The sequence below is a fragment of the Streptomyces profundus genome (genome assembly GCF_020740535.1).
GTDB lineage: Bacteria > Actinomycetota > Actinomycetes > Streptomycetales > Streptomycetaceae > Streptomyces > Streptomyces profundus.
Genome location: NZ_CP082362.1, coordinates 6,640,397 through 6,659,734 on the forward strand (window position 1 = coordinate 6,640,397; position 19,338 = coordinate 6,659,734).

11 protein-coding genes are annotated in these 19,338 nt (G+C 72.7%); 5 read left to right on the forward strand and 6 right to left on the reverse strand.

Translation table 11 applies throughout. The features are described 5' to 3' along the window. Nucleotides 1-7: 7 nt before the first annotated feature. From K4G22_RS27885 to K4G22_RS27900, 4 genes are read right to left on the reverse strand one after another with little or no spacing between them, the layout of a single operon-like run. On the reverse strand, nucleotides 8-2,899 hold the full coding sequence (locus K4G22_RS27885; protein ID WP_228083230.1) for a condensation domain-containing protein: 2,892 nt from the start codon (nucleotides 2,897-2,899) through the stop codon (nucleotides 8-10). Beyond that, complete coding sequence (locus K4G22_RS27890) at nucleotides 2,886-4,214, reverse strand: ATP-grasp domain-containing protein (RefSeq protein WP_228083231.1); 1,329 nt, start codon at nucleotides 4,212-4,214, stop codon at nucleotides 2,886-2,888. Before K4G22_RS27890 ends, K4G22_RS27885 begins: the two co-directional genes overlap by 14 nt. A gap of 52 nt (nucleotides 4,215-4,266) precedes the next feature. After that, nucleotides 4,267-10,389: a non-ribosomal peptide synthetase gene (locus K4G22_RS27895; RefSeq protein ID WP_228083232.1), complete on the reverse strand. Its 6,123-nt coding sequence runs from the start codon at nucleotides 10,387-10,389 to the stop codon at nucleotides 4,267-4,269. Nucleotide 10,390: 1 nt separating this feature from the next. Next, nucleotides 10,391-11,761: a KamA family radical SAM protein gene (locus K4G22_RS27900; protein ID WP_228083233.1), complete on the reverse strand. Its 1,371-nt coding sequence runs from the start codon at nucleotides 11,759-11,761 to the stop codon at nucleotides 10,391-10,393. A gap of 448 nt (nucleotides 11,762-12,209) precedes the next feature. On the opposite strand from K4G22_RS27900, the gene K4G22_RS27905 reads away from it, so the two are divergent. After that, nucleotides 12,210-12,884 (forward strand): GntR family transcriptional regulator, encoded by a 675-nt coding sequence (locus K4G22_RS27905; protein WP_228083234.1) that lies wholly within the window; start codon nucleotides 12,210-12,212, stop codon nucleotides 12,882-12,884. A 50-nt stretch (nucleotides 12,885-12,934) separates the two neighbouring features. Here the strand turns inward: K4G22_RS27905 and gap are convergent, their stop codons facing one another. After that, on the reverse strand, nucleotides 12,935-13,933 hold the full coding sequence (gene gap, locus K4G22_RS27910; protein ID WP_228083235.1) for a type I glyceraldehyde-3-phosphate dehydrogenase: 999 nt from the start codon (nucleotides 13,931-13,933) through the stop codon (nucleotides 12,935-12,937). Nucleotides 13,934-14,089: 156 nt separating this feature from the next. On the opposite strand from gap, the gene K4G22_RS27915 reads away from it, so the two are divergent. Then, nucleotides 14,090-15,289: an RNA-guided endonuclease InsQ/TnpB family protein gene (locus tag K4G22_RS27915; protein ID WP_228083236.1), complete on the forward strand. Its 1,200-nt coding sequence runs from the start codon at nucleotides 14,090-14,092 to the stop codon at nucleotides 15,287-15,289. Nucleotides 15,290-15,430: 141 nt separating this feature from the next. Here the strand turns inward: K4G22_RS27915 and K4G22_RS27920 are convergent, their stop codons facing one another. Continuing rightward, complete coding sequence (locus K4G22_RS27920) at nucleotides 15,431-16,387, reverse strand: GlxA family transcriptional regulator (RefSeq protein ID WP_228083237.1); 957 nt, start codon at nucleotides 16,385-16,387, stop codon at nucleotides 15,431-15,433. A 249-nt stretch (nucleotides 16,388-16,636) separates the two neighbouring features. Between K4G22_RS27920 and K4G22_RS27925 the strand changes: the two genes are divergently transcribed. From K4G22_RS27925 to K4G22_RS27935, 3 genes are read left to right on the forward strand one after another with little or no spacing between them, the layout of a single operon-like run. Then, complete coding sequence (locus K4G22_RS27925; protein WP_228083238.1) at nucleotides 16,637-17,671, forward strand: LacI family DNA-binding transcriptional regulator; 1,035 nt, start codon at nucleotides 16,637-16,639, stop codon at nucleotides 17,669-17,671. Beyond that, complete coding sequence (locus K4G22_RS27930) at nucleotides 17,664-18,434, forward strand: ABC transporter ATP-binding protein (protein ID WP_228083239.1); 771 nt, start codon at nucleotides 17,664-17,666, stop codon at nucleotides 18,432-18,434. The genes K4G22_RS27925 and K4G22_RS27930 overlap by 8 nt, the downstream gene beginning before the upstream one ends. Continuing rightward, a complete protein-coding gene (locus tag K4G22_RS27935; protein WP_228083240.1) occupies nucleotides 18,421-19,281 on the forward strand; it encodes an ABC transporter permease in 861 nt (286 codons plus the stop codon). The genes K4G22_RS27930 and K4G22_RS27935 overlap by 14 nt, the downstream gene beginning before the upstream one ends. The last annotated feature ends 57 nt before the right edge of the window (nucleotides 19,282-19,338 follow it).

The following is a 19,338-nucleotide window of genomic DNA, read 5'->3' on the forward strand; positions in this document are numbered from 1 at the left end:
TCCGCGGTCACGCGGCGCCCCCCAGGACGGCGTCCGCGCTGCGGCGGACCCCGGTGACGAAGTCGGCGGCGAACGCGGCGGCCCGCTCGTGGTCGACGACCGTCGTCGCGTACGCCATCCGGATCAGGATTCCGCGTTCGGTCTCGTGCACATAGATGTTGAAGTCGAACTTCGGCCGGTACGGCAGATCGACCACCCGCTCGCGGAACCCCTCCCCGACATGTTCCGTACGTCCTGGCACGATCACGTTGTTGACATGGAAGCCCGTCACCGGGAAGACGGCGTCGGTGGGGGAGGCGCCCAGGCGCTCCGCCAGGTGCTGGTACTGGTAGACGCGGGCGTCCACCGCCTGGAACAGCTCCTGGTTGACCCGCCGCACGAGATCGGGGAAGTCCCCGGGCCGCCCCACGTCGCAACGCAGGCAGAACAGGTCGACGAAGTACCCGACGAGATCGGCGAGTTCCTCCGTCTCCCGGCCGTGGTAGAGCACGCCGACCGACACGTCGTCACGGCCGTGGAGCTCGGCCGCCCGAGCGAAGAAGTTGGCGAGCAGGAAGCCGAACAGGCTGGACTCGCTGAGCGCGGCGGCCTCCCGCGCGCGGGCGCTCAGCTCCTCGCCGAGCAGGAACATCCGCATCGCGCCCGCCCGTTCCCCGGCCGTCGCCGGCAGGTGGAAGCCCCGGTGGTCCGTGGGATAGCGCGCCGCCCAGAAGGCGCGGGCCCGCGCGAACTCCGCTCCCCGGGCCAGCTCGTGCTGCCAGCGGCAGAAGTCCTGGTACTGGAGGGCGGGCGGGGTCGGCGGCTCGGCGCCGCGCCGCGCCGCGTCGTAGGCCAGGGCGAGTTCGGCGGCGAGCGTGCCCTGCGAGTAGGCGTCCAGGACGCCGCTGAACACGCCGACCGCCGCCAGCGCTCCGCCGTCGGGCCTGCGGTGGAGCAGCACCCTCAGCAGCGGGGGAGCCGTCAGGTCGAAGGTGTGGGTCCGCATCGAGGCGTCCAGCTCCGCACGCTGCTCGGCGTCGCTCTCGGCGTCGAGCGGCACCTCGACGATCTCGGGTGCCGCCGCCGGCAGCACCCGTTGCCACAGGTCCCCGGAGGCATCGGTGAAGAACCCGGTGCGCAGCGACTCGTGCCGCGCCACCACCGTCTCCACGGCGGTGCGGAACGCCTCGGCGCTCTCCCACTCCTCCGTCAGCACGGTGACGCGCCCCGAGCGGGCGGGGTCGATGTCGTACGTCAGGAAGTAGCGGACCTGCTGGGGCGAGGCGGGCAGCTCCGTCAGCGGCGGGAGCGGCGCCAGGGCCGGCTTGTCGCGTGCGCCCGTCGTCCGCAGCACCCGGGCCAGCGCGGCCGGCGAAGGGTGCGCCAGGACGTCGGCGAAGCTCGGGGCGGTGCCGAACCGTCGCTGGACGCGTGAGACGACCTTGGCCACCGACAGCGAGGTTCCGCCCAGTTCGAAGAAGTTGTCCCGCGGCCCCACGTCGGGCCGGCCGAGGACGCCGGCGAGAATCTCCCGCAGCGCGTCCACCTCGGCCGCTTCCCCCGCCCACACCCGCCCCAGGCGGTCCGCCTCCTCGGGGCCGGCGGGCAGCTCGTCGGGCGCCAGGTCGAGACAGCGGTCCAGGTGGTCGAGCAGGAACCGGTGGACGGCGGCGACCGTCCTGGCCGTCGCGGCGTGCTCCGGAGTGTCGTCGTGATCGACGACCAGCCCCACGCCGTCGATATGACAGAGCGTCAGATCGCCGCAGGGCGGTACGCCCTCGACGGGAAGCAGCGTGCCGCCGAAGGCCGCCCGACGGGTGGGCCCGGAGCGCTCGGTGAAGTGGAGCCCGGGTAGCGAACCGGCCGGGATGTCGGCGGGCAGGTCCTGGCGCTCGTGGGCGTCCAACACCCGGTCGCGCACCGCCACGAGGAACGCCCGGACGGTCGTCGCGGCCGGCGGCGTCAGCAGCGCGGTGGTGGCCACGGGGCCCAACACCCCGGCGAACGGGCCACCGGACCGGTTCGGCTGCTGGATGGCGACGGCCCGCCCCGGCCACCGCCGGCGCACCGCCAGGAGAAAGGCGCCCAGCCGCAGGATCGGGACCGTGCACCTCAACTCGGCGGCGACCGCGACCACATCGGCGCTCGGCGCCGGGGCGGTGTGGCGGGCGGTCGCGCGCGCCGGAACCCGCAGCGCGTCCGGGGCGGCCGGTATCAGGCGGCGGCGGGCCGCGACCGCCGGATGGGCGAGGTAGCGCTCCTGCGCCACGGAGAACTCGGCGTACGGGACGGGCTCGGGCACCTCGTCCGCGCCCCGGTACAGGCACGCCAGCTCGTCGAGGGCGAGCGCGAGCGTCCGCTCGTCGGCGACCAGGGGGTGGGCCGCCAGCTCGATCCGGGTGCCGTTCTCCTCCGCGTGGACATGGAGCGTGCACACGGGCCCCTCGGACAGATCGACGGGGCCGCGACGTGGCGTCGCGGTGGGGACGGGCGCGGCGGCGACCAGCCGAGGGCCTGCGCCGTCCGCCACGACCACGGCCCGCAGCAACTCGTGGCGGTCGAGCAGCCGCGCGAACGCGGCGCGCAGCGCCCCCTCGTCCACCTCGTCCGTGGTGCGCACGCTCTGCCGCAGGACCGCCCGGGCCGCCTTCGGCTCGGACTCGGCCGCGAGGGCGGCCCGTTGGGCCGTGGAGAGCGGGCCGATGGCCACCGGTTCCCCGGGGCGCGCCATGCGGCTGCTGACCCGCGAGAGGAGTTGGAGAACGGCGGCCTTGTGCGCCCGCAACAGCCCCACCGTCTCGTCGGGCAGCGTCGCCACCGCGCCGTCGAGCCGCAGATCTCCTCCCTCCGCCCGCACGGTGACCGCGCTCTCGTGCAGCCTGGTCAGCAGATCGAGGACCAGCCGGTCATCCGACGGCATGAGCGCTCTCCCTCCGTGGGGTCTCCTCCACCGGGGTCACGGTGATCGTGAGGCGGTCCAGCAGCTCGGCCACCGTGGCGTCGATGTCCTCGTCAGGGCCGCACTGGGCGAGGAGATAGCCGATCTCGTAGCCCTTGAAGCGGACCCGAGGGGGCACCATCTCCTGGCCGGGGCCGTGGAGTTGCATGAAGCCCCGGCAGCGCGGGTCGCGCCGCACGTCCTGGATCCCCTCGATGCGGTCCAGCACGCCGAAGCCGGGCGGCATCACCACCCGGGAGGCGGCGGACCCGGCGAAGAGCCCGGTGTAGTCGTCCCGGTCCAGCGGGCAGTGGCCCTGCACCACGTCGAGCAGCACCCGGTACGGGTTGAGCCCCGGCTGGGCCAGCGGCACCAGATGGGAGTTGATCAGCTCCCCGCCGAGACGCCCGCCGACCTCAAGGACGCGCACGCCGTCCCCGGTGGCCATGACGTCGACATGGAAGCCGCAGTGGTCGATCCCCGTGGCGGTGACGGCGCGGCGGGTGAGGTCGAGCATCTCGCGCAGCACGGCCTCCGGCAGCCGCGAGGGCACGGTGTTCTGGTACTGGAGCGGCAGCGACCGGTCGAACAGCTTGTCGGCGACGGCCAGCGTGATCACCCGGCCGTCGCTGACGACGCCGGCGACCGAGTGCTCGCTGCCGGTCAGCTCCTGCTCCACGAGGACCGCGTCCGCGTAGTAGTGGAACATCTCCCCGGCCTGGGCGGCGTTGTGCGCGACGAACTCGCGGTACTCGGCGACCGCTTCGGCGGGGTCGGTGACGCGGCGGATGCCCCGGCTCCCCGAGTTCCCCGCGGGCTTGAGCAGACAGGGGGTTCCCACGCCGGCCACCGCCTCGGCCAGGTCCGCCTCGCTCCGCACCACCCGGTAGCGCGGGTTGGCGCCCGCCACGCCGTCCAGCAGCCGTCGGGTGCGGACCTTGTCCCTGACGTTCACGGCCGCCCCCGGATCGGTCGTCGGGAGCCCGAGCCGGACGCCGAGGCGGGCGGCCAGCTCGACCTCGCGGTCCTTCCACGCGACGATCCCCCGCACGGTGACGGAGTGACGGTCCAGATAGTCGACGATCACCTCCTCCGCCTTGTCGTAGTCGCCGACCGGGGCCTCGACGAGGTGGGTGAGCGGGTAGCCGCGATAGGCGGCGGGGTTGGGGGTGGCGACCGCCAGACGGTAGCCCTGGTCCAGGGCGGCCCGCAGCTCGGCCTCGCGTTCGTTGGGCAGCTCCCGGGTGTCCAGGTAGAGCAGACAGCGATCGACGGTGGACTCGCGGTGGTCGTGCATCCGTGTGCCTCTTCTCCGAGGGTTGGTCAGCCCGGGCGGTGTTGACGGGGCGTCAGATCAGCAGGGTGCCACTCCCGGGCCCGGACTCCACGTCGAGGCGCCCGCGCACCAGGGCGGCCAGTGCGCGCGGGGTGGGGTGGTCGAGCACGTCCCGCAGGGCGAGCGTGACCCCGTGCGCCCGCAGCACCGCCTCCGCCAGCGCCTCGGCGGCCGGTGTGTCGCCGCCGGCGGCGGTGAAGTGCGTGGTCGCGCCGACCCGGTCGGCGCCGGGCAGCGCCGCGAACCAGTCGACCAGCCAGGACTCCAGCGGCCCGACGGGCGCGACCACCTCACCCGCTGGCGCGTCGGCGCCCCGGTGGCTGGCGAGCGCGGCCCGGTCCACCTTGCCCGACGGGGTGCGGGGCAGCCCCTCGAGCACCACGAAGGAGGAAGGGACCATGTGCGCCGGCAGCCGCCCGGCCGCCCAGGCCGCCAGCCCGGCCGCCTCAGGGGCGGGCCCGCCTCCGGCCAGGAACGCGACCAGCCGCGCCCGTGGCGTGCCGGGCTCCCTGGCCGTCACATGGACCTCGGCGACGTCGGGGTGCTCGTGGAGGACCCGCTCGACCTCACCTGGCTCGACGCGGAAGCCCCTGATCTTGCACTGGTCGTCGAGCCGTCCCAGATGGACCAGCGAACCGTCGGGCTCGACGCGCACCCGGTCGCCCGTGCGGTACATCGAGCCGCCGCCGAAGGGGTCGGGGACGAAGCGCTCCGCGGTGAGGTCCGGCCTGTTGAGGTACTCGGCGGCCAACGTGCGCCCGCCGAGGTGGAGTTCGCCGGGGAAGCCGTCGGGGACCGGCCGACCGGCCGCGTCCAGCACATACGCCGTCGTCCCCGGGAGGGGGCGTCCGATCGGGACCGGGCCGGTTCCGGTCGGCGGCACCTCGGCGGCGGTGGAGTAGGTGGTGTCCTCCGTGGGGCCGTACAGGTTGAACAGCCGCAACGCGCCGGCCGCCGCCACCGTGCGCTCCACCAGGGCGCGCCGCAGCGGCTCCCCGGCCAGGTTGAGCACGCGCAGCGTGCTGGGCGGCGTGGTGAGTCCGAGCACCTCCTCCCACACCGAGGGGACGGTGTTGACCAGGGTGACCCCCTCGCTCCCCGACACCAGATCGAGCGCGTTCCCCGCGAGACGCAGCCCACCGCCCAGCGACCAGGTCACGAAGATCTCGAAGACCGACAGGTCGAAGCAGACGGAGGTGCCGGCGAGCACCTGCCGCAGGTCCGCGGCGTCGTAGGTCGCCTCGGCCCAGTGCCGCAGCCAGTGCAGCCCCTCGTGCCTGACCACCACGCCCTTGGGCCGGCCGGTCGTCCCGGACGTGTAGATGACGTAGGCGGGGTCGTCGGCCGCCGGCACGACCCGCCGCCAGCCCGGGTCGTGGCGCTCCCGCGTCAGCTCAGCGACCGGCACCACCGGCGCCAGTGCCGCCAACTCGGCGGGCACGTCCGGCAGATCGGTGAGCAGCGCGTCGGGCGCCGAGTCCGCCAGCACGAAGGCGAGCCGCGCCGTCGGGTACGCCGGGTCGAGCGGCACATAGGCCGCACCGGTCAGGAGCACCCCGAGGAGGGCCACCGGAAGGTCCTCGGTGCGCCGCATCAGGACCGCGACGCGGCTGCCCCGGCCCACGCCGCGCGCGGCCAGCGCCGCCCCGTGTACCCCGGCGCGCCGCCAGACCGACGCGTAGTCGAGGCCGGTGGACGCCGGGGACGGGCCGTGCACCGCCGTGGCCTCCGGTCGACGTTCGACCTGGTGGGCGATGTGCTCGGTGATGGGAACGAACGCCCCGGCGTCCGCCGCTCCCGCTCTCCCGGCGGAAGGCGTGATCCGGGCGAGCGCCAACTCGCCCACCGGGCGGTGGGGTTCGTCGAGGAAGTGCTCAGCGGCCCGCCGCAACGCCGTGGCCAGCGAGGTGATCTGCCCCTCGCCGTAGCACTCCCGGTCGTACTCCAGGACGAGTTGGTCCTCGCCGTCCACCCGGGAGACGCCGATGGACAGCGGGTACTTGGCGTCGCCCGGCGTCACCGGGCGGGGCGCCCACGGGCCCACCTCCGCCCCGCCCCCGGCATAGCTGGTCGCGCTGAACAGCACCTGGCTCAGAGGCGGGCGCCCCCGCCCGGGGGCGACGCCCAGCCGGGCCGCCAACTCGTCCAGCGGACAGGACTGGTGGGCGAGATCCGTGGCGAGAGCGTCGAACACCTCGCGCAACAGCTCGCCGAACGACCGCTGTTCGGGCACCCGCACCCGCAGTGGCACGGTGTTGGCGAGCAGACCCACGACCGACTGGAACTCGCCGCGCTGCCGGTTGGCCACCGGAGTGGCGATGACCTGGTCGTCCTCCCCGCTCAGCCGGGCCAGCACGACCGCGACGCAGCCGAGCCAGAAGGCGAACTCGCTCACCCCGTGCGCCCGGGCGAGTTCGGCGACGCGCGCGGTCCCGCGCGGCGCCAGCCGCACCCGGACGGCACCCGAGCCGGCCCCTTCGCCCGCTCCCGGCAGCGCCGTGGCGAGCGGCGCGCCGGCGAGCCGCTCGGTGAAGTGGTCGAGGGCCGCGGCGACCTCCCGGGCGTACTCGGGAGTGCTCTGGCGGCGCACGACATCGGCGAAGCCGTAGGCCGGCGGCGGCGGTCGGCGCCCCTCGCAGAGCGTCGCCAGCTCGGCCAGAAAGGGGCCGAGCGAATGCCCGTCGAAGGCGATGTGATGGAACGTCAGCACCAGCTGCCGCGAACCGTCCTGGCGCCGCGTCAGCAGGGCGCGCAGCGGGAACTCCCGGTCCAGCGCGAAGACATGTCCGGCCTCCCGGGTCACCAGCCGCGCGGTGTCGGGCTCCTCGCTCCGCCGCAGCCGCCAGTCGGCGGCGTCCAGCGTCCGCGCCGACGGCTCGCCGTCGCGCTCCGCCACCACCGAGCGCAGCGCCCGGTGGCGCCGGACCAGCTCCCGCAGGGCGCCCTCCAACCGCTCGCCCGAAAGCGCCGACGGCACCTCGAAGACGAGCGGGATGTTGTAGGCGGCGGAGGGGGCGAGCCGGTGCAGGAACCAGAGCCGCCGCTGCTCCCCGCTGAGGGGCAGCTCTCCGGCGTCCTCGCCTCCCGGCTCCAGGCGCACGGCGGCTTCCGCCTCGGCCAGCGCGGACGCGAGCTGTGAGAGCACCGGCCTGGCCAGCACGGTGGTCACCGGCAGATGGGCGCCGGTGCGCTGTTCGACCATCGTCTGCACGGACATCGACAGCAGGGAGTTCCCGCCGAGCTGGAAGAAGTGGGCGTCGGGGGAGAGGACCGGCACCCCCAGCAGCGTCGACCAGATGTCGGCCAGTGCCCGCTCGTGCGTCGTCAGCTCCCTGCCGGCCCCGGCCTCGCGCGGCTCGGCCATCAGCCGGACCAGCTCCCCCCGGTCCAGCTTGCCGTTGGTGGTCAGCGGGAGACGTTCCACCGACACCAGACGGTCGGGCAGCTGGTAGGACGGGACGCGCTCGCTGAGCCAGCCGGTGAGGTCGGCGCTCCCCACGACGTCGCCGGTGACCGCGACCACCAGCGTCTGGCCCTGTTCGCCCGCGCTGACGAGTGCCGCCGCGTCGTGGACGCGGGGGTGGGCCCTCAGCACGTGTTCGAGGCCGGCCAGGTCGAGCCTGCGCCCGTTGACCTTCACCTGGCTGTCGCGCCGCCCCAGATAGTGCAGGCAGCCGTCCGGGTCGGCGTAGCCCAGGTCGCCGGTGCGGTAGGCGCGAACCCAGCCGCCGTCCTGGTGCACGTTGGTGAACCTGGCGTTGGACCGGTCCCCGTGGTACCCGCGTGCCACTCCCGCCCCCGTGGCCACCAGCTCGCCGACGAACCCCGGTGGGAGCGGCCGTCTGCGTTCGTCCCACACCTGGACGTCGCCCCCGCGCAGGGGCTGACCGATCGGCACGGGCCGGTCGGACGGCCAGGTCCTGGGGATGGGGAAGCAGGACGTGAACGTGGTGTTCTCCGTCGGGCCGTAGCCGTTGACGAGCTGGACGTCCCGGTGGTTCCGGTAGACCCTCGCGACATGCTGGGGCGAGACGGTGTCCCCGCCCACCAGCAGTGTGCGCAGCCCGGCGAAGCAGCTCACGTCCAGGTCGGCGAGGGTGTTGAAGAGCGCCGACGTCAGCCATGCGGTGGTGACGCCCCCCTCGTCCACCGCCGCGCGCAGCCGAGCGGCGGTCAGCGGCCCCCCGCCCTCGGGAGAGACGGACGTGCCGCCGTTCAACAGCGGGCCCCAGAGCTCCAGGGTGTAGGCGTCGAAGTCGGGCGGCGCGGCCTGAAGCATCACCGACTCCTCGTCCAGGGGGGCGAACTCCTGGCCGGTGACCAGCCGCACGACGCCACGGTCGGTGCAGACGATCGCCTTGGGCTCACCCGTGGTGCCGGAGGTGAAGTTCACATACGCCGCGCTGTCGGGGGTCCGGCCGACCGGTGTCGGACGGCGGCCCGGCGGCGCCGCGCACGGCACGGACGTGACATCGGGGGCGGGGGCCGGTCCAGTGTCGGTGACCGCGGTCCGCACCCCCAGCTCCGCGCATGCCCGCGCCAGGCGCGCGGCGGGCCACTCCCGGCTGAGCGGCACATAGGCGGCACCCGCCTTGAGGATGCCCAGGGCCGCCACGGCGCGGTCGATGCCGTCCCGCACCGCGAGGCCCACGAACTCGCCGGCCGCGACGGCCTGTTCCTGGAGCGCGGCGGCCACCGCGTCCGACCGCTCGTCCACCTCGCGGTAGTCCAGGCGGCGCGCGCCCCGAACCAGCGCGGTGCGGCTCCCGTGCGCGGCGGCGATGTCCGCCCAGCGGCTCAGCAGGTCGCTGCCCGGGGCGCTCGCGACAGCACCGGTGGCGGGAGCGGACCGCTCCGCGGCCTCGGGCCGGTCGACGCTCGGCGCCACCGCACCCACCGGGGAGCCGGGCGAGACGGCGAGTCGGTCGAGCAGCTGCCGGAACTCGCGGTCCAGGGCCTCGACCGCGTAGGGAGCGATCAGCTCGGAGTCGAACTCCCACTGGAGCGCGAACGTCTCCCCCCGCGGGTTGACCAGCAGGGCGAGCGGGAACTTCACCTGGGCGGGTGGCTGGGGTACGCGGTCGACCCGGACGGCGCCCAGGCCGCTTCCGCTGATGCCGTGCTGCCAGGCCAGGACGAAGTGTTGCAGCGGGTTGTGCGCCCTCCCGCTGTCCTGGTCGAGTCCGCGCAGCAGACGGTCCATGTCGAGATCCGGATGAGCCATGGCCCACCGGGTCTCCTCGAAGACCTCCGTGGCGAGTCGGGTGAGGGACTGCTCCTCGTCGACTCGGAGGGACAGCGGCAGCATGCTGACGAAGTAGCCGATGGCACGCTGTAGTTCGGGCTTCCGGCGGTTGGCGTACGGCGTGCTGACGGTGATCTCCGAACGCCCGGTGAAGCGGCTGAGCGCGATCGCGTAGGCGGTGAGCAGCACGGTGAAGGGGGTGAATCCCCCCTCCCCTGAGGCTTCCCGCACCGCTGCGGCGGTCCCGGTCGACAGCTCGCTCTCCAGGACCGATCGGCGATCGGGTGGGCCGCCGCCACGCAGCCGTAACGGGAGGGGCGGCAGTTCGGTCCCGGCGAGGCGGGCCGACCAGGCGTCGGTGTCGGCGTCGCTCTCCCAGTCCACCGCGTGGCGGACGTCGAACTCGGGATGGTCCTCGTCCAGGTAGTAGGCGCGTACCGCGTCCCAGATCAACCCCATCGACCAGCCGTCCGCCAGCAGATGCGGCACGTTGAACTCCAGCACGTGGTGGTCCTCGTCGACCCGGTGCAGCCGGGCGACGAAGACCTGACCGCCCATCAGGTCGAACTCCCTGGCCGCCTCCCGCAGATAACACCCGGGCAGCTCGGACGCGGTGGTCATCCGCCGGTCGACGCTCCAGTACGGGTCGGGGGCCGACACCTGGAGCGGCCCGTCGGCGCCGTCGACAAAGCGGGTGTGGAGGGCGGGATTCTCCCGGTAGACGCGCTCGACGGCCCGGGTGAGCCGCTCGGCGTCGAGCGGGCCGCGCAGTGCGTAGGCGACATGGATGTTGTAGGCGGTGCCGCCGCCCGGCAGTCGCCCGAGGTTCCACAGCAGGCGTTGGGCGCGGGAGAGCGGCACTCCCGCCGAGCTCTGTGCCGACTCGTGCATGTCACCCTCCGGCCCCGGGAGGCGGAGCCGCCCGGCGCGTCATCTCGTCGTACTCGTCGGAGAAGAAGAAACGCGACCGACCGAACGCCGGCCTGAGCTGGTCGAACCAGGTCGCCCGCGGGTCGTGGGCGGCGAAGAACGGCTGGCCGGTCCAACTGGCCCGCCGTGCCTGGAGGAACCGCAGGACGAAGACACGCTCCCCCAGCACCTCGGCGACCCCCTGGACCTCGACCTTCCCCGGCCCGCAGCTCATGCTCGGGCCCCTGGCGGTGCGCCCCAGGCCGCCGACCCGGCGGACGGCGTCCGCGTGGACGCGCCAGGCACGTTCCAGCGGCACCTGGAAGTAGTGGTCGGCGCCCGTGTCGCGCTCGACGAACATGTAGTACGGGATCATCCCCAGCGCGACCTGCCGTTCCCACAGCGTCGCCCAGACCGCCGGGTCGTCGTTGATGTGGGCCAACAGCGGGGCCTGGGTGCGGATGACGGCCCCCGTCTCGCGGACGCGGTGCACCGCCTCGGCGAAGAGCGGCGACTCCATCTCACGCCAGTGGTTGACGTGCGCCATCACCGACAGATGCCGCCCGCCGGCGACGATCCGCCGGAACAGCGCGAGGACCTCCCCGGCGTCGTCGTCGTGGAGGTAGCGGTGCGGCCAGTAGGTCAGGGACTTGGTGCCGATCCGCACGGTCTGGATGTGCGCGAGACCCGGGTCCTCCAGCAGCGGAAGCAGGTAGGAGGCGAGCCGGTGCGTGCGCATGACCATGGGGTCGCCGCCCGTGACCAGCAGGTCCGTCACCTCGGGGTGGGCCTTGAGATACGCGGCGAGCCCGGTGGCGTCCTTCGCCGAGAAGCGGTCCTCGGCACCCACGAACTGCGGCCATCGGAAGCAGAAGGTGCAGTACGCGTGGCAGGTCTGCCCGGCCGAGGGAAAGAACAGCACGGTGTTGGCGTACTTGTGCTGGACGCCGGGGACGGCCACGCCGTTCAGCTCGGGCACGTTGAGCGTCCCCTGCCCGGCCGGATGCGGGTTGAGCCCAGCCCGCAGCGAGCGGGCCAGCCCCTCCACCTCGCGGCGCCCGGCTCCCGACCGGAGCAGCGCGGCCATGGCCTCGTAGGCCGGCGGCGTGAGCATGTCGCGATGGGGGAACGTGAGCCGGAAGACCGGGTCATCCAACGGAGCGTCCCAGTCGATCAGTTCACGTAACACGAAGTCGTTCACCCGGAACGGCAGGACCTGGGACACCACTTCGATGTCGAAGCGCCGTTCCTCGGGGAGCCGCTGGAACAGTTTCGAGCGGCGGAGTCGACTCAATCCGAAGGCGGTGAACCGGTGGTTGTTCGCGGCGGAGGCATCCAGGCCGGGTAAGAGCATCGCTTGTCCCCCCGTGAGAGTGTGATCCGTACGGGTGCGCGCGGCCGGATCGGTGCGCCGGCGTGCTGACCTGGGGGTTCAAGCTCCGCTGGCCACGGGCTCCTTGGCCCGGACGCCGCGCTGGACGCGGGCGCCGCTCTCCGCCACCGGTCGTGCGGTCGAACCGTCAAGTCCCCCCGGGGCAGGGGGGAGGTCTTCGCTCTCGATCGTCCGGCGGAGGAGGGAGTTGGGGCGCATGTGGCGGTACTCCTCAAGGCGTTGAGTTGCCGGTGCACAGGCGGAGGACCGGGCCGCCGAAGGGGTGTCGACAGCACGGCGTATCCTGTATACAGCGGGTATACAGCTCTGTCCAGAGGGCGCTCGCGAAGAAGCGCGCCACCCGCTCCCGAGCCGGCGGGACACCCACGGGGCGCCGAGTCCGTGAGACGGACGTACTCACAGGGAAACCATGAAACACAGCACACGCGCCTATGAACGACTGCGCGAGGAGATCGTCGACTGGAAACTGCCTCCCGGCACCCATCTGAGCGAGCTTCGGCTCGCCGAGCAGTTCGGCGTCTCGCGCACCCCGTTGCGCGAGGCTCTCCAGCGCCTGGTCGGGGACAACCTGGTGAAGGTGGTGCCCGGTCGCGGGGCGTTCGTCACGGAGATCGCCCTGGAGGACGTCCGGCATCTCTTCCAACTCCGCGAGGCGCTGGAGACCTACGCGGTGCGGCTGTGCGCCAGATCCCCCCGCCGGGAGCTCTTCGCCGATCTGGCGCGGGACTTCGGGCACCAGCACGCGGCGCTCGCCGCCGGCACCGACCCGGCGCGTCTGGACGACTACTACGAACTCACCGCGCGGTTGGACGAGCACATCGACCGCGTCGCCGGAAACCCCTATCTGACCCATGCCGCGCTCTCCCTCCGCGCGCAGCTCCGCAGACTGCGTCGGATCGCCCGCCGTTCCCCGGACCGGCTCACGCGCGGTGCCGAGGAACACGCGAGGGTCTGCGGAGCGGTCGCCGACGGCGACGAGGAGCGCGCCGCCGAGCTGATGGCAGCCCATATCGACAACGCCCTGCGCGGCATTCTCGACGCGATGGCGGACGGGGTCGGACAGCTCGCGCAGGGCGGTCGCTGACTCCACCGGGGGACAGCCGGCCCGCCCCCGACCGCGCCGGCGGCCGGTGGTCAGCGGCTGGCGAGGAGCTCCAGGGTGTCGATCACGCGGTTCGAGAAGCCCCACTCGTTGTCGTACCACGCGGCCACCTTGACGTGGCGGCCGTCGACCCTGGTGAGGGCCGAGTCGAAGATCGACGAGGCGGGGTTGCCCGTGATGTCGGACGACACGAGCGGGTCCTCCGAGTATTCGAGGACGCCGGCGAGCGGCCCCTCCGCCGCGGCGCGGTACGCCGCCAGCACGTCGTCCCGCGTCACGTCACGGGCGACGGTCGTGTTGAGTTCGACGATCGAGCCCACCGGCACCGGCACCCGGATCGAGTCGCCGGACAGCTTGCCGTCGAGGTTCGGCAGCACCAGGCCGATCGCCTTGGCGGCGCCGGTCGTGGTCGGCACGATGTTGACGCCGGCGGCCCGGGCGCGACGGGCGTCGCGGTGCGGACCGTCCTGGAGGTTCTGCTCCTGGGTGTAGGCGTGCACCGTCGTCATGAACCCGTGCTCGATACCGGCGAGTTCGTCGAGGACGGCGGCCAGCGGGGCGAGCGCGTTGGTGGTGCAGGAGGCGTTCGAGACGATCGTGTGCGCGGCCGGGTCGTAGGCGTCGTCGTTCACCCCGAACGCGAGCGTGACGTCGGCGCCGTTCGACGGTGCGCTGACGAGCACCTTCCGCGCGCCCGCCGCGAGGTGGGCGCGGGCCGCCTCGGCCGAGGTGAAGCGGCCGGTGGCCTCCAGCACGATGTCGACGCCGAGTCCGGCCCACGGCAGCCGCGCCGGTTCGCGCTCGGCCGTCACCGCGATCCGGCGGCCGTCGACGACGAGGGTGTTCCCCTCGACGGTCACCGGGCGCCCGAGACGGCCGGCCGTGCTGTCGTAGGCGAGCAGCCGCGCGAGAGCGGCTGGCTCCGTCAGGTCGTTGACGGCGACGATCTCCAGGGCGCTGTCGCGCTCCAGCAGGGCGCGCAGCACATTGCGGCCGATGCGGCCGAATCCGTTGATGGCGATGCGAGTCATCGGGACTCCTTTGTGGATATCCCCGGCTTCAGCCGGGGGTGGAAACGAAGCTCCTGCGGAGCAGGGCAGGGGAAGCCGGTTCGCCGTCAGGGCGGACCGGCGTCTACCAGCAACTACCGGCAGTTGGTGGCGAATTGCTCCAGTATCATGTGAACGGTGAAGGCCACCCAGGTGAAGCGGGCGTTGAAGTACCGCTTCTATCCGACGGATGCGCAGGCGGCGGAGCTGTCGCGCACCTTCGGGTGCGTGCGGAAGGTCTACAACCTGGCCCTTGCCGCGCGTACGGAAGCGTGGGCGCGGCGGGAGCGGGTGAGCTACGGCCAGACCTCGGCGATGCTGACGGCCTGGAAGAGGACCGAGGAGTTCGCCTACCTCAATCAGGTGTCGTCGGTCCCGCTCCAGCAGGCGCTTCGGCACCTCCAGGGAGCGTTCACCAACTTCTTCGACAAACGGGCCAAGTACCCGCGTTTCAAGTCGCGGAAGCGATCGCGGAGCTCGGCGGAGTACACCAGGTCCGCGTTCCGCTTCAGGGATGGCGGGTTGACCTTGGCGAAGATGGCGGAGCCGTTGGGCATCGTGTGGTCGCGTCCGCTGCCCGAGGGGGCGTCGCCGTCCACGGTGACCGTCTCGCAGGACGCGGCCGGACGCTGGTACGTGTCGCTGCTGGTCGAGGACCCGACCATTCAGCGGCTCCCGGCTGTCGATACGGCCGTCGGTATCGATGTCGGGCTCGACCACCTGCTGACGCTCTCCACGGGGGAGAAGATCACCAACCCGAGGCACGAGCGTGCGGATCGTGCCCGTCTGGCCAAGGCTCAGCGGCGGCTGGCCCGTAAGGCCAGGGGCGAGGGGGCCAACCGTGCCAAGGCCCGCCGGAAGGTCGCCAAGGTATATGCCCGGATCGCTGACCGCAGGCGTGATCACCTGCACCAGCTGACCACTCGACTCGTGCGTGAACACCAAACGCTCGTGATCGAGGACCTCGCGGTGCGGAACATGGTGCGAAACCATTCTCTGGCCCGCGCCATCTCGGACGCGGGGTGGTCGGAGTTCCGGAGCACGCTGGAATACAAGGCGGCTTGGTATGGGCGGGAAGTGATCGCGGTCGATCGTTTCTTCCCCTCCTCCAAGCTGTGTTCGACCTGTGGCGCCGTGCGGAGTGGGATGCCGCTGCACGTCCGGGTCTGGACGTGCGGCGGTTACGGGGCGACCCATGACCGGGACGTGAACGCGGCGCGCAACCTGCTGGCCGTCGGGCTGACGGTGTCTGTCTGTGGAGCTGGTGTAAGACCTCAACGGAGAACTCCGGGCGGGCAGTCGGCGACGAAGCAGAAAACCCCACGGCGCGAGCCGTAGGAATCCCCCTCGTTCACGAGGGGGAGGAAGCCAAGAGTGGGGTCCCTTCCCTTCGCCACCAGGGTCGCCCTCGGCCGGCGCCACGGACAGTGGCGGGATCGCCAGGGTTCACAAGGATCTCGCCAGGGCCCGCCGGCTGGGTCACTCGCCCCGGGCGAAGGTGCTCCGGTACTCGCTCGGTGTGGTGCCGAGGATGCGTTGGAAGTGCAGGCGCAGGTTCGCGCCGGTGCCGAGTCCGACGTCGGCCGCGATCTGTTCGACGCCGCGCTGCGAGCGCTCCAGCAGCTCGCGGGCCAGGTCGACGCGGGCGCGCATCACCCACTGCATCGGGGTGTAGCCGGTCTCCTCGACGAAGCGCCGGGAGAACGTGCGCGGCGAGACCTCGGCCTGCCGCGCCAGGAGGTCGAGGGTGAGGGGCTCGCCCAGCCGGTGCAGCGCCCACTCGCGGGTGGCGGCGAACCGCTCGCCGAGTGGCTCGGGGACGCCGCGCGGCACGTACTGGGCCTGGCCGCCGCTGCGGTAGGGGGCGGCGACGAGACGCCTGGCCGCGTGGTTGGACGCGGCCACTCCGAGGTCGCCGCGCAGGATGTGCAGGCACAGGTCGATGCCGGAGGCGGCGCCGGCCGAGGTGAGCACCTGGCCCTCGTCGACGAACAGCACGTTCTCGTCGACCTGGACGAGCGGGTGCATGGCCTTGAGCGCCCGGGTGTAGTGCCAGTGCGTCGTGGCCCGCCTGCCGTCGAGCAGGCCGGTGGCGGCGAGGGCGAAGGCGCCCGTCGAGATGGCGGCGAGCCGGGCGCCCCGGTCGTGTGCGGCGATCAGCGCGTCGACGACGGTCCCCGGCGGGTCGTCGCGGTCCGGGAACCGGTAGCCGGGGACGAAGACGATGTCGGCCCACAGGAGCGTGTCGAGGCCGTGGTCGACGTGGTACGCGAGGCCGTCGCCGCCGGTCACGAGACCGGGTGCCGCCCCGCAGACCCGCACCTCGTACGGCATGCTCGCGCGGGTCGTGAAGACCTGCGCGGGAATTCCGACATCGAGCGGCTTCGCACCCTCAAGCACAAGGACGGCGACGCGATGCTGGCGGGAGGCTGGCACAGGACGAGGCTACGCGGGGCGTGCCCCCACCCCGCCCACCGCCCGTCCCGCCACCGGCCGATCCGCGCCCGACCCCGCAGGACGGTCCCACCGGGCCGGAACGAATCATTCGGTAACGAGCGGGTTTCGCCTCTTGGAAGCGGGACGGGTGAGGTCTATGGTGTGGCCAAAGCGCTTTGCCAAAGCGCTTTGCGTTACGCGTCGTGTCGTTCACGAGCGTTCTTCACGAGCAAGGAGAACCCGCGTCTCATGGTCTCGATAGCCGACGTCGCCGAGCGGGCGGGCGTGAGCCCGACCACGGTCTCGCACGCGCTCAGCGGCAAGCGCAAGGTGAGCGACCGGGTGCGCGCACGGGTGGAGGCCGCCATGCGGGAGCTGGGGTATGTGCCCAGCCGCTCCGCGCAGAACCTCGCCATCGGCAGGACCCGCGTGCTGGGGCTGATCGTTCCCGACATCCGCAACAGCTTCTTCGCCGACCTCACCCACGGGGTGGAGGCCACCGCCATCCGCCACGGGTACAACGTCATCCTCTGCACCACGGGGTTCGACCACGCACGCGAGGTCGACTACCTGGCCATGATCCGCTCGCGGGCGGTGGACGGCCTGGTCTACGCCGCTGGCGCGCCCCCGACCAACTCCCAACTCGGCGCGCTCCTCGGCGACCTGCCGCTGGTGCTCGTCGACGAGGAGGTCCCCGGCGCGAACGCCCCGTCCTTCGTCTCCGACAACCTCGACGGCGGGCGGTTGGCGGCCGAGCACCTCCTCGGCCTGGGACACCGCCGGGCGCTGGTGATCGCCGCCGAGGGCGGTCTGGTGAGCAGTGATCTGCGGGTGCGGGGGTTCCAGGACAGCTGGGCCGCCAGCGGCGCCGAGGCGCCGCTGGTCGCCGCCGGGGCCTTCACGGAGGAGGGCGGGCGCGAGGCGATCGGTCCCCATGTCGAGGCCCTGCGCGGCGAGGGAATCACGGCGGTGTTCGCCGTCAACGACCTGATGGCCCTCGGCGCGATCGGCGCGCTCCAGCGGGCGGGCATCGAGGTGCCGGGACAGGTGTCGGTCATCGGCTTCGACGACATCCCGGCGGGGCGGTACGCGCACCCCCGGCTGACCACGGTCCGTCAGGACGTGGACGAACTCGGGCGCCGCGCGACCACCGCGCTCATCGCGGCGCTGGAGGAGGAGCCGGCGGCACGGCCCGACCGGCACGTCCTGCCGGTCTCCCTCACCGCGCGGCGGTCGACAGCGGCCCCTCCCACGGCACAAGGAAAGGCGGACAACCGTGGCTGACATCTCCATCGATCGTGTCTCGAAGGTGTTCACGACGGCTCGCAAGCGCACCGTCGCGCTGAACGAGACCAACCTCGCCATCGCCGAGAACGAGATCATCTGCATCGTCGGCCCCAGTGGCTGCGGCAAGACGACGCTGCTGAACCTGGTCGCCGGGTTCCTGGAGCCGACCGCCGGCACCATCTCCGTCGGTTCGCGGCCGGTCTCGGGCCCTGGCGCCGACCGGGCCGTGGTGTTCCAGGCCGACGCGGTCTTCCCCTGGCTGACCGTGGCCGAGAACGTCGGCTACGGGATGCGGGTGCAGGGCATGGGCCGGGCCGAGCGGGCCGCCCGCACCGAGCGCTACCTGGAGCTCGTCGGCCTCGCCGACTTCCGTTCGGCGTATCCGAAGGAGCTGTCCGGCGGGATGCGCAAGCGCGTCGACCTGGCCCGCGCCTACGCCAGCGGGCCCCGGGTGCTGCTCCTGGACGAGCCGTTCGGCGCGCTCGACCTCTTCACCAAGGAGGCGATGTGGCTCGCCCTCCAGGGCGTGGTGCGGGCCGAGCCCAAGACGATCGTCTTCGTCACCCACGACATCGAGGAGGCGCTCTTCCTCGGCGACCGCGTCGTCGTGATGACGCCCAGGCCCGCCCGTGTGCACAGCGTCGTCGATGTCCCCTTCGGCGCCGACCGCGATCTGGAGCTCCGGGCCGGCTCCGAGTTCCAGTCGCTCCGCAACGAGATCGCCCATACCCTCCGGGAGGTTCACGATGACGCGGCATGACCCGTCCGGCCAGGCGTCCTCCGTGGACATCGGCCCGCCCGCTCCCACCGGGCCCACCGCCCCCGTCGCCGAACTCTCGGGCCGCGAACGGCGTCCCCGCGAGTACGGCCGGCTGATCAGCCTCGGGGTGGTGATCGCGCTCCTGGTCCTGTGGTGGGTGCTCACCACCGGCACGGGGACGATCGACCAGCTCTACTTCCCCAGCCCCGGCTCCCTCTGGGACGCGGTGACCACGCTCAGGGGCCAGCTCTGGGACGACGCGACGGCCACGCTCTGGCGGGTCGTGGTCTCCTGGGTCGGCGGCTCCGCCCTCGGCGTGGGCGTCGGGCTGCTGATGGCCAGGGCACGCTGGATCTTCCACGTGCTCAACCCGATCATCGAGGCGGTCAGGCCGGTGCCGCCGGTCGCGCTGATCCCGTTCGTCATCCTCTGGTTCGGCATCGGCGACAGCGGCAAGATCTTCCTCGGCGCGCTGGCCTGCTTCATGGTGATGGTCGTCAACACGACCGTGGCCTGTGGCAACGTGTCACCCGTCTATGTGCAGGCGGCGCGTTCCCTCGGCGCCAGCCGCAACCAGGTGTACCGGACGGTGGTCCTGCCGGCGATCGTGCCGGAGATCCTCTCCGGCTTCCGGATCGGCAGCGCGCTCGCCTTCGCGGTGATCGTGGCGGCCGAGTTCCAGGGCGCCGACGAGGGGATCGGCCGCCTCATCATGAGCGCGAGCCGCACCCTCAACACCTCGGTCGTGCTGCTCGGCACGATCGTGATCGCGATCCTCGCGGTCGCGCTCGACCTGCTGATCTCCCGGATCAGCGCCTACGTCACCCGCTGGTCGGCCAACCGCTGACCGCCGAACCCCTCGACCCGGCCGAAGACCAACCGCACCGCGCGCAGGAGCGCAGCC